Origin of the sequence: Sporosarcina contaminans (genome assembly GCF_042679045.1) — a bacterium.
Lineage (GTDB): Bacteria > Bacillota > Bacilli > Bacillales_A > Planococcaceae > Sporosarcina > Sporosarcina contaminans.
On the sequence record NZ_JBHTLT010000046.1, the window covers coordinates 40,391 to 51,131 of the forward strand.

Below are 10,741 nucleotides of genomic sequence, written 5' to 3' on the forward strand. Positions count from 1 at the left end.
TCCTATGACTACAAACCTTAAATAGACTGTAGGCAAAGTGGAAAAATACTTTGCCTACAGTCTGAGAGAACGGCAATTTTATGCTGTTCTCTCTTTTTTTATCGTTACTGGAAGTACTTGTATTACAAAAGACAGCGCTTTCATTTAAATAATGAAGTTATTATTTTTCGCCTTTCATTTTTCGTAGGCGGTATTGTAAATTTTGCCTACTCATGCCTAAAGCTTGTGCTGTCTTCGTTATATTGTCGTTATGCATTTTCATCGCTTTTTGCAAATAGTACTCTTCCGCTTCTCGTAAATATTGGTCAAGCGGCAATAAATCTTTTTGAGGCTGTACGATGAAATCCCCGGCTTGAATCCGCGTATTCGTCATTTCATCAACCTTTAAACGAAAATGAAGCGGTAGCATTTCATATGTAATGCTATTTTGGATCGTTGCCATTGACGAGATTTCATCCAATAAAAACTCCAACTCTCTAATATTTCCAGGCCAATCATAGCTCAAAAAAAGATGTTCTACTTCTTTGCTCACACCTTCCAATGTCGTTCCAAATCTCTTTTTGCGACGTGTCAAATAAGAGTTGATGAACGGCATGATATCCTCTTTACGCTTGCGTAAAGGCGGAATGCGAATCGTGAATGAAGCGAAGAAATAATATAGCTCCTTCATTAACGATCCTTCTGCGATCAGCTCGACTGGATCATCACCAATGCTTGCAATGAAAAGCCGGCCATCCTGCTCCATGTCTTTTAATACACGATACAGCTTTTGCTGCAACGGAAGGGATAATAAATCAATACGTTCACAAAATAACGTGAATGCTTCCAATGTATTTAGATCTTCGCTTAGCCGATCGAACATAGCAGGATCAGAACGGTGGCAATCAAATGAATAATATGGCCTGGCTGGTGACAACTCATTATGTACGCTCTCTGCAATTAAATCCTTTCCAGTTCCGGTTTCACCAATCAAAAGAAGGGGGAGTTTTGCGTGGATTGCCTTTTTCGCCGTCGAAATGACTGTTTTCATTTCATCCGAAACTGCGACGATTTGATTGAACGTTACCGGAACACTATCCTTTCGAAGGGGGTGAAGAACAAATTTTTCCAACGCTGTCACATCACGGGCAATTTCAACTGCGCCGATCAATTCACCATGCAGAAATACAGGATACGTATCGTTTACCGTAGTAATTTCATAGCCTTTCCGATTCCAATACGTTTGTTTAACATTTAATTGCTCCTTGCCACTTTGCAGCACTTTAAGAAGCGTGCTTTCTTCCTGTTCGAAATTGAACAGCTCTAAAATAGTGCGGTCTCCAACTTCATCGAGTTCCAAGCCTTCAATTAGCTTCATCTTTTCATTGTATATGACAGTACGGCCGGATCGGTTAACAGCATGGATGCCGACACCTGCATGATTTACCGCAAATTCATAAAGAGGGAACAAAGATTGCTCTGTACTATCCAACGCTAAACACCGCCGTTTACTTTTTTTAAGGGAAATAAATAAAAATACTTGAAATGTGCAACAATCTCTTGCATTATTATAGGTGGATTAAGAGAAAAAATGCAAATTTATTTTGCGTCATCATATTTTAGGAGGACTAACATGATTCCATACAAACATGAACCATTTACGGATTTCACAAAAGAAGAAAACAAACAAGCATTCCTTGACGCACTTAAAAAAGTTGAGGGCTACTTAGGTCAAGATTATCCATTGATCATCGGTGGAGAGCGCATCATGACTGAAGACAAAATTGTATCGTCAAACCCTGCAAACAAAGAAGAAGTAATCGGACGCGTATCAAAAGCGAGCCGTGACCTTGCAGAAAAGGCGATGAACATCGCAAACGATACATTCGCTACTTGGAAAAAAGTAAAACCTGAATTCCGCGCAGACGTCCTATTCAAAGCAGCTGCAATTATTAGACGTCGCAAACACGAATTCTCTGCACTTCTTACGAAAGAAGCTGGAAAGCCATGGAACGAGGCAGATGCAGATACAGCTGAAGCAATCGACTTCCTTGAGTTCTACGGACGTCAAATGTTGAAATTGAAAGATGGTATTCCTGTGGAAAGCCGCCCAGGTGAATACAACCGTTTTGATTATATTCCACTCGGTGTAGGCGTTGTAATCTCTCCATGGAACTTTGCATTAGCAATCATGGCTGGAACGACTGTCGCTGCATTGGTAACAGGAAACACAGTACTTCTTAAACCAGCTTCAACTACACCAGTTGTTGCTTACAAATTCATCGAAGTGCTTGAAGAAGCAGGTATGCCGGCTGGCGTTGTAAACTACATCCCAGGCTCTGGCTCCGAAGTTGGTGACTATCTTGTAGACCACCCTAAAACACGTTTCATTTCCTTCACAGGTTCACGTGAAGTAGGTTCACGTATTTACGAGCGTGCTGGCAAAGTGAATGAAGGCCAAATCTGGTTGAAACGCGTTATTGCAGAGATGGGCGGTAAAGACACAATCGTAGTTGACAACGAAGCGGATCTTGAATTGGCAGCACAATCCATCGTTAAATCTGCATTTGGCTTCAGCGGGCAAAAATGTTCAGCATGTTCACGCGCAGTTATCCATGAGGATGTATACGATCAAGTGGTTGCACGTGTTGAAGAGCTTACAAAAGGTTTAACATACGGCGATCCAACTGACCCAACAAACTTTGCAGGTCCAGTAATCGACCAAAACTCATTCGATAAAATTATGAGCTATATCGAAATCGGTAAACAAGAAGGACGTCTTGTAGCTGGTGGAGAAGGAGACAGCTCGAAAGGGTACTTCGTAGCTCCAACAGTTTTTGCTGATGTAGCTCCTGATGCACGCATTATGCAAGAAGAAATTTTCGGGCCAGTCGTTGCGATTACAAAAGCGAAAAACTTCGACGAAGCAATCGAAATCGCAAACAACACAGACTACGGCTTGACTGGTGCTGTTATTACAAATAACCGTCACCACATTGAGCAAGCACGTGAAGATTTCCATGTAGGTAACCTATACTTCAACCGCGGCTGCACAGGCGCAATTGTTGGTTACCAACCATTCGGCGGCTTCAACATGTCAGGTACTGACTCAAAAGCAGGCGGTCCGGACTACTTGCAACTTCACATGCAAGGTAAAACAACATCTGAAATGTTTTAATTAGATTGCAACTATCCCCGTTTTAGCGGAGGATGATGGCTGATTAGGGGGATTTATGCTTAGTGCGTCTTATTCGTATGGAATAGCATAAAGTGTCATCAATTTATAGAAGCAGGTTGTAAAGACCTGCTTCTACAACTACATATAGAGGTCAGGGAGGGAAAGCTCATGTCAATCAGTGAGAAAATTATTACTACTACAAATCAGTATGGGGCTAATAACTACCATCCGCTTCCAATTGTTATTTCTGAAGCAGAAGGTGTTTGGGTAAAGGATCCAGAGGGAAACAAATACATGGATATGTTATCGGCGTATTCAGCGGTTAACCAAGGACACCGTCATCCGAAAATCATTCAGGCATTGAAAGATCAAGCAGACAAAGTAACATTAACATCTCGTGCATTCCATAATGATCAATTAGGTCCGTGGTATGAAAAAATTTGCCAACTATCCAATAAAGATATGGCATTGCCTATGAATACAGGTGCGGAAGCGGTCGAAACAGCTGTTAAAGCTGCACGTCGTTGGGCGTATGATGTAAAAGGCGTTGAGAAGGATAAAGCAGAAATTATCGGTTGTGAAGGAAACTTCCATGGCCGTACGATGACAGCTGTATCTCTTTCATCTGAAGAAGAATATAAACGTGGTTTTGGACCTATGCTCCCGGGTATCAAGTTAGTCCCTTACGGAGATTTGAAAGCATTAGAAGAAGCGATTACTCCGAATACAGCGGCTTTCCTTATTGAGCCAATCCAAGGGGAAGCGGGCATTATCATTCCGCCGGCGGGCTATATGAAAGCGGCCTATGAATTATGTAAGAAGCATAATGTTCTATTTATTGCTGATGAAATTCAAGCTGGGCTATGCCGTACTGGTAAGATGTTCGCTTGCGAATGGGAAGGCTTTGAGCCTGATATGTACATATTAGGTAAAGCGCTTGGCGGTGGTGTATTCCCAATTTCCTGCGTTGTAGCGAATAAAGATATATTAGGTGTTTTTAACCCTGGTTCTCACGGTTCAACCTTCGGCGGGAATCCGATGGCATGCGCTGTATCCTTGGCATCTCTTGATGTTTTAACAGAAGAGAAGCTTGCTGAAAAATCTCTCGACCTCGGAAATTATTTTGTAGAAGAATTGAAAAAGATTAATCATCCGTCGATAAAAGAAGTGCGCGGCAGAGGATTATTCATAGGTGTAGAATTAACCGAAGCTGCACGACCTTATTGTGAAAAACTGAAAGAACTTGGATTGCTATGCAAAGAAACCCATGATACTGTAATCCGTTTTGCTCCTCCGTTAATTATTACGAAGGATGAATTGGATTGGGCAGTCGAAAAAATTAAAAAAGTTTTTGCAGGTTGAATAATTAGTGTCCAAAAGTCAATTGGTCTATGTTACAATATGGGCGAAGAAAACATTATAAATCAAAGAGGCGAACACTTAAAATGACTGAAAACCTGAATCTGTTCACGTCTACACAAGTTGTCATCAAAGAAGCACTCGACAAATTAGGCTATGATGAAGGAATGTATGAACTATTAAAAGAACCAATCCGTATGGTAGAAGTTCGAATCCCTGTCCGCATGGACGATGGTAAAGTAAAAGTATTTACTGGCTACCGTGGGCAGCATAACGACGCTGTAGGTCCAACGAAAGGCGGAGTACGCTTCCATCCTGGAGTTACTGCTGACGAAGTGCGTGCACTTTCCATGTGGATGACATTGAAAGCCGGTATCGTTGACTTGCCATATGGCGGTGGTAAAGGCGGAATCATTTGCGATCCACGCGAAATGTCTATGGGAGAATTGGAACGTTTAAGCCGTGGCTATGTACGTGCACTAAGCCAAGTAATGGGACCAACTAAAGATATCCCTGCTCCGGACGTTTTCACAAACGCTCAAATTATGGCATGGATGATGGATGAGTATAGCCGTATTGACGAATTCAACTCACCAGGTTTTATTACTGGAAAGCCAATTGTACTTGGAGGATCTCAAGGCCGTGACCGTGCGACTGCAGAAGGCGTAACGATCATCATCAATGAAGCTGCTAAACGCAAAGGAATTGATATGAAAGGTGCACGTGTTGTTATCCAAGGATTTGGTAACGCAGGAAGCTTCTTGTCTAAGTTCTTGCATGATGCTGGCGCGAAAGTAATCGGTATTTCTGATGCATACGGCGCATTGCACGATCCTGAAGGTTTAGATATCGACTATCTATTGGATCGCCGTGATAGTTTCGGAACAGTAACTACCTTATTCGACAATACAATTTCCAACAAAGAATTGCTTGAATTGGATTGCGATATTTTAGTTCCTGCTGCAATCGAAAACCAAATTACAGAAGAAAATGCCGATAAAATTAAAGCGACAATTGTTGTCGAAGCTGCAAATGGTCCGACAACTTCCGAGGCGACAAAAATTCTTACAGAGCGCGGAATCCTTCTTGTGCCAGACGTGCTTGCAAGTGCGGGCGGCGTAACGGTATCTTATTTTGAGTGGGTTCAAAACAATATGGGATACTACTGGTCAGAAGAAGAAGTACGTGAGAAAATGACGGAAAAAATGGTTGAAGCATTTGAAAATGTTTATAGCGTAGCTACAACACGCAATATTGATATGCGTTTGGCTGCATATATGATCGGTATTCGCAAAACTGCAGAAGCATCTCGCTTCCGTGGTTGGGCGTAATGCAAAAAAAGAAGCATCTCCTATCTACAGGGATGCTTCTTTTTTATCGTACATTTAGCGACTCGCAATTCTATCACTTTCCATGCAAGGATTTGGTCAATGGACTTTAGTGTACATCCTTTAAACTTTAGCCAAGCAAAATTATAGTTTTTCGGCTTCGGTCATCCGATAGCGTTCCCTTTTAGGCTCAGGATTGAAAAGAAGCCAGAGGGAAACGATACCTGCAATCCCAACTATAATATAAATGAAACGTGATACAGAATTGACGTTGCCGCCCGTGAGTTGTGCAACGACGTCAAAATTAAAAAGACCGATGACTCCCCAATTCAATGCACCGATAATTGTAATTGCTAGCGCGACTTTTTGTAAATTGTTCATAACAGCACCTCCTTGAGAATAGGTTTTCCCACGAAGGAAAGTTCCATACAATCAATGGACATTTCATGTTAGGATAAAAAGAACGATAAGGAGGTCGATCATATGGAACAATTTATATTTCACAATCCGGTAAAGTTGATTTTCGGTAAAGGAGTTTTATCGAAACTGCCTAATGGCCTTGAAAGCTACGGCAATAAAATACTTGTTGTTTATGGGGGCGGAAGCATTAAAAGGAATGGCCTGTATGACGAAGTTATGTCCATCCTGAAAAAGCTTAATAAGGAAATTTATGAATTGGGCGGAGTGGAGCCGAATCCGAGAGTATCTACTGCAAGAAAAGGTGCGGAAATTTGTAAAAAAGAACAAATAGATTTCATTTTGGCAGTTGGTGGCGGATCCGTTATCGATTGTACAAAATTGATCGCTTGTGCAGCTAAGTACGATGGAGATCCATGGGATTTTGTCGTAAAGTCCGCAAAACCGACAGATGCAATCCCATTCGGTACAGTGTTGACGATGGCTGCTACGGGTAGTGAGATGAATGCAGGCTCTGTTATAACGAATGAAGAGACAGAAGAAAAATACGGTTGGGGAAGTCCGTTTAATTTTCCTAAGTTTTCGATTCTTGACCCAACGTACACTTTATCGTTGCCGAAGGATCAAACGATTTACGGCATTGTTGATATGATGTCTCATATATTTGAACAATATTTCCATAGTACGACGAATACTCCACTTCAAGATGAGCTTTGCGAAGGAGCATTAAGGGCAATTATGAAAGATGGCCGAAAATTAGTTAATGACCTCCAAAACTATGAGCTGAGAGAAACGATTTTGTTAGGCGGCACTTGGGGACTTAATGGCTTTTTAGGAATGGGCAATGCAGGTGGAGATTGGGCAACGCACGATATAGAACATGCTGTTTCAGCGGTTTATGACATTCCGCATGCAGGAGGATTGGCGATATTATTCCCTAATTGGATGCGGTATAACGTCAATGTGAACCCTAAGCGATTTGCACGGTTGGCAGTAAATGTCTTTGGTGTCAATGGAGAAGGGAGAACGGTAGAAGAAATCGCGATGGAAGGCATTGACAAGCTGCGGGAGTATTGGACGTCGTTGGGAGCGCCAGTTAAGTTGGCTGATTATGGCATCGATGATTCCAAAATTAGCTTAATGGCGGAAAAAGCGACGGTCAATGGGAAAGTAGGAAAGTTTGCACCGCTATCTAAAAAAGATGTAGAAGCAATATTAACAGCATCATTATAACTTCAAGAAGGCTACCTAAACACTTCCATTCGGTAGCCTTCAACATTTATTTTGGCAGTTTTTTAAATGTCTCTACTGATTTATCGTTTGAGTTTGTGCCTTTCCACGTTCGAATTCCATCATCTTCGTCAAAAGAAATTAATGCTTCTTTAACGCCCCTTTGCTTTAAAATAATCATCATAAGCCGGTCGCGTACATCATCTACGTAAGCGACTGTTTTAGATGGGTCTACCTCTGCGACCACTTCAACGTGAAGGTACTCTCCTTCCTTTAACACTTCAACCTTTTGAATATCCTTTATATCTGGATCTTCTGCAACGATGTGAGCGATATGATTCATCATTTCCTCATCTGTTTCTCCGATAGCGCCTCTCGCGTTTTCCAAAAAGATCCTCCCTACTACATAAAACATCATGATTCCGATTACCATAGAAGCAATTCCTTCAGCGGCGAAAAATCCTGTGAAATGTGCTATTAAGACGGATAGAAATGCTAAAATACCACCTATTGTAGCGACTAAATCTTCCATGAAGACTAATTTCGTCGCAGGCTTTGCTCGGTTTAAATGGGTGAGACTAAATAAAAAAGCTCGTAACCCTTTATAATTCTCCCCTGAATCCCTAGAAATCTCCTTTGATGCTTTTAACAGGACGGAGAACTCCAAAAGAGTTGCAACTCCTAAAACAGATAAATTAATAAGAAGCCCCTTCGTTTCAGTTGGATTCATTATATGGCTCCAACCTTCTTTTATTGCTTCGTATGACATAATCGCAACGACGATGACTGCACCTAAACAGACTAAATTAACTACTCTCCCAAAGCCATTTGGATATTGCGGGGTAGGTGCTTTTTTTGATAGTGCAGATCCGATATATACAAAAAACTGGTTTGCAGCGTCTCCTAAAGAGTGCATCGTTTCTGCGAACATGGCGACATTGCCTGTGAAAAAGAAAGCGACTGCCTTAATAATGGCGATCACCGCGTTGACAACACCTGCCAACAAGGATGGTTTGTTACCCTGTTTTAGCAAGCTGAACATTTCATTCATTATAGCGCCTCCAGTTATGGGAATATTTCTATTTCGACTGATTCTATATAAGGAAGTTCAGTCAGTTCGATGAATAAATCTGAAGTGGATTTTTTAGGAAGAGCTTGTAATCGAAAGTCTACCTCATACATAACAGGATTTTTAATCATTTGACGAATTCGCATATTTTCCACTTTCATATTGACGGAATTTAAATGCTCGATAAGATCATTTATTTTCCGTTTGTCTGTAATGAATACGATGCATGCAGCTTCTTTTGAGCGGATGCGTTTCGGCCCAAACTTGCCAAGGGCCGGGGCGATTACTTCAATGACGAATAATACACATAGAACTGCGAATGCAGCTTCAATATAAAAGCCGGCGCCTACCGCGATGCCGATACTTGCTGCTCCCCAAATCATCGCAGCTGTCGTTAGCCCTGTTATATTGTCGTTATCTCTTCTTAATATTGCCCCAGCTCCTAAGAATCCAATACCGCTCACAATTTGTGCAGCAAGTCGCAAAGGATCCATTGTCACATTAATATCATCCCTTGCTGGTACTAAGTAAGCCGCTTCTATAGAAACAATTGTAAGCAAGCAGCTGAATGTGGAAATTACCGCACTCGTTTTCAGTCCAATCGGCTTTTTCTTTATTTCCCTCTCTACACCAATAATTAAACTTAAAAACAAAGCGAGAGATAATTTGATTAAAACTTCTGGATACATCGCATAATTTGCTATCCATTCCATTGAAATTCCCCCAATCATCTATAGATGATAAATTAATTGTGATATACTTCGTTATGTTGTCTTTAACCTTAAAAGGTACTAAACTAACGTAATAACGACGGAAAGGGAAGGTGTGATTATTGGAAAAACCCTCTATCCATCCATATATACCAATAATAATTGGTGTGATCTCAGTTGCTTTATCGGCGATCTTTGTTAAGTTATCTACTGCTGACGCCGGTGTAATCGCATTTTATCGGATGCTGTTTACAGTGCTGTTGCTACTTCCAGTATTCTTAATGAAGCATAGACATGAAGTACTGAAGTTCACTAAGAAAGATTGGCTCTTTTCTTCAATAGCCGGAATCTTTTTAGCGTTTCATTTCATCTTATGGTTTGAATCTTTAAACTACACTTCAGTTGCAAGTTCTACCGTACTTGTCACGTTACAACCAATATTCGCTTTCGTAGGAACATACTTCTTTTTCAAAGAAAAAATATCTATGAAAACGATCTTATCCGCAGTTGTAGCAATTAGTGGGAGTGTCATTATTAGTTGGGGAGACTTTCAGTTAAGCGGGGATGCGTTTTACGGTGATATGTTGGCGCTGGCTGGATGCGCGCTCATTACTGCATATCTTCTTTTTGGACAAGAAGTGAGAAAAAGACTTTCTCTTATTACATATACGTTTGTTCTATATTCGATTAGTACTGTCACATTGTTCTTTTATGTACTTATTAAAGGGGAAGCATTTGCTCCTTATTCGCCGTCGAATTGGTTTTGGTTCTTCATGTTAGCTTTAATTCCTAATCTTTTAGGGCACTCATTATTTAACTGGGCAATAAAGTGGGTAAGCACAAATGTTATTTCAATTGCTATTTTATTTGAGCCGGTTGGTGCTGCGATTTTAGCTTATTATATATTCCATGAGACATTAACTGTTTCACAAATAGTAGGCGGAATCATTGTTATATCAGGTATTTTGCTTTATGTAGTAGATGTAAAGAAACTTCGGGAGAAATTATTTTTAAAAAAGACTTGATTTCTTCCGAAGTCATGTTGTATATTAATACATGTCCTTTCCGACAAGTTGAAAACAACAAAATAACTTATGAAATTAAGTTTAAAAAAGTTGTTGACACTTAGCAAAGAGGATGTTATGATGAGTAAGTCGCTGTCGAAAAAAAGACAATGAATGAACCTTGAAAACTGAACAGCAAAACGTCAACAAATAAAGTCTCAAAGCCGACCCCGTCGGCGGAAGAGACAAAACGAATCTTCGGATTCGAAATTGACATCTTAACAAGATGCCAGCAAGAAACTCGAGCTATTCGAATTTCTCATATCTAACTTCTTTCTATTGTAGTCAGAAGTGCTGGCGGCCGAGGTGTAGTGCAGTGGTAGGAGATGAAGGAGAGAAGGAAGGAGCGTGCTTCAGCACGTGACTGACTGATCGAGTGAAATCGACACCCCAATGCGCTGCGCATC

The 10,741-nt window shown here is 40.9% G+C and carries 9 protein-coding genes; 5 read left to right on the top strand and 4 right to left on the bottom strand.

Features of this window, described 5'->3' with window-relative positions; all coding sequences use genetic code 11:
• Positions 1-160: 160 nt before the first annotated feature.
• Complete coding sequence (locus ACFQ38_RS10140) at positions 161-1,471, bottom strand: AAA-type ATPase lid domain-containing protein (RefSeq protein WP_336824213.1); 1,311 nt, start codon at positions 1,469-1,471, stop codon at positions 161-163.
• 141 nt (positions 1,472-1,612) lie between these two features.
• Between ACFQ38_RS10140 and pruA the strand changes: the two genes are divergently transcribed.
• The 3 genes from pruA (at position 1,613) to ACFQ38_RS10155 (ending at position 5,847) form a co-directional block, all read left to right on the top strand.
• Entirely contained in the window at positions 1,613-3,157 is a 1,545-nt protein-coding gene (gene pruA, locus ACFQ38_RS10145; RefSeq protein ID WP_336824212.1) for an L-glutamate gamma-semialdehyde dehydrogenase, read from the top strand.
• 168 nt (positions 3,158-3,325) lie between these two features.
• Positions 3,326-4,519 carry an ornithine--oxo-acid transaminase gene (locus ACFQ38_RS10150; RefSeq protein WP_336824211.1) on the top strand — a complete coding sequence of 398 codons (1,194 nt, stop codon included), beginning with the start codon at positions 3,326-3,328 and terminating at the stop codon, positions 4,517-4,519.
• Positions 4,520-4,602: 83 nt separating this feature from the next.
• Entirely contained in the window at positions 4,603-5,847 is a 1,245-nt protein-coding gene (locus ACFQ38_RS10155) for a Glu/Leu/Phe/Val family dehydrogenase (protein WP_336824210.1), read from the top strand.
• A 141-nt stretch (positions 5,848-5,988) separates the two neighbouring features.
• On the opposite strand, the gene ACFQ38_RS10160 is transcribed toward ACFQ38_RS10155, so the two are convergent.
• Positions 5,989-6,225, bottom strand: a complete 237-nt coding sequence (locus ACFQ38_RS10160) for a DUF378 domain-containing protein (RefSeq protein WP_336824209.1) — start codon at positions 6,223-6,225, stop codon at positions 5,989-5,991.
• Positions 6,226-6,327: 102 nt separating this feature from the next.
• Here ACFQ38_RS10160 and ACFQ38_RS10165 point away from each other — a divergent pair, with 102 nt between their 5' ends.
• Positions 6,328-7,494, top strand: coding sequence for an iron-containing alcohol dehydrogenase (locus ACFQ38_RS10165; RefSeq protein ID WP_381480632.1), 1,167 nt, complete (start codon positions 6,328-6,330; stop codon positions 7,492-7,494).
• A 46-nt stretch (positions 7,495-7,540) separates the two neighbouring features.
• Here ACFQ38_RS10165 and ACFQ38_RS10170 read toward each other — a convergent pair whose 3' ends face one another.
• Positions 7,541-8,542, bottom strand: coding sequence for a cation diffusion facilitator family transporter (locus tag ACFQ38_RS10170; RefSeq protein WP_336824207.1), 1,002 nt, complete (start codon positions 8,540-8,542; stop codon positions 7,541-7,543).
• 14 nt (positions 8,543-8,556) lie between these two features.
• Positions 8,557-9,273, bottom strand: a complete 717-nt coding sequence (locus ACFQ38_RS10175; RefSeq protein ID WP_381480635.1) for an MgtC/SapB family protein — start codon at positions 9,271-9,273, stop codon at positions 8,557-8,559.
• 119 nt (positions 9,274-9,392) lie between these two features.
• Here ACFQ38_RS10175 and ACFQ38_RS10180 point away from each other — a divergent pair, with 119 nt between their 5' ends.
• On the top strand, positions 9,393-10,295 hold the full coding sequence (locus tag ACFQ38_RS10180) for a DMT family transporter (protein ID WP_336824205.1): 903 nt from the start codon (positions 9,393-9,395) through the stop codon (positions 10,293-10,295).
• Positions 10,296-10,741 lie beyond the last annotated feature (446 nt).

What these genes read in the sequence shown, in the direction of transcription:
- pruA (WP_336824212.1), top strand. Translation starts at nt 1,613, where the DNA reads ATGATTCCATACAAACATGAACCATTTACGGATTTCACAAAAGAAGAA.
- ACFQ38_RS10150 (WP_336824211.1), top strand. Translation starts at nt 3,326, where the DNA reads ATGTCAATCAGTGAGAAAATTATTACTACTACAAATCAGTATGGGGCT.
- ACFQ38_RS10155 (WP_336824210.1), top strand. Translation starts at nt 4,603, where the DNA reads ATGACTGAAAACCTGAATCTGTTCACGTCTACACAAGTTGTCATCAAA.
- ACFQ38_RS10160 (WP_336824209.1), bottom strand. Translation starts at nt 6,225, where the DNA reads ATGAACAATTTACAAAAAGTCGCGCTAGCAATTACAATTATCGGTGCA.
- ACFQ38_RS10165 (WP_381480632.1), top strand. Translation starts at nt 6,328, where the DNA reads ATGGAACAATTTATATTTCACAATCCGGTAAAGTTGATTTTCGGTAAA.
- ACFQ38_RS10170 (WP_336824207.1), bottom strand. Translation starts at nt 8,542, where the DNA reads ATGAATGAAATGTTCAGCTTGCTAAAACAGGGTAACAAACCATCCTTG.
- ACFQ38_RS10175 (WP_381480635.1), bottom strand. Translation starts at nt 9,273, where the DNA reads ATGGAATGGATAGCAAATTATGCGATGTATCCAGAAGTTTTAATCAAA.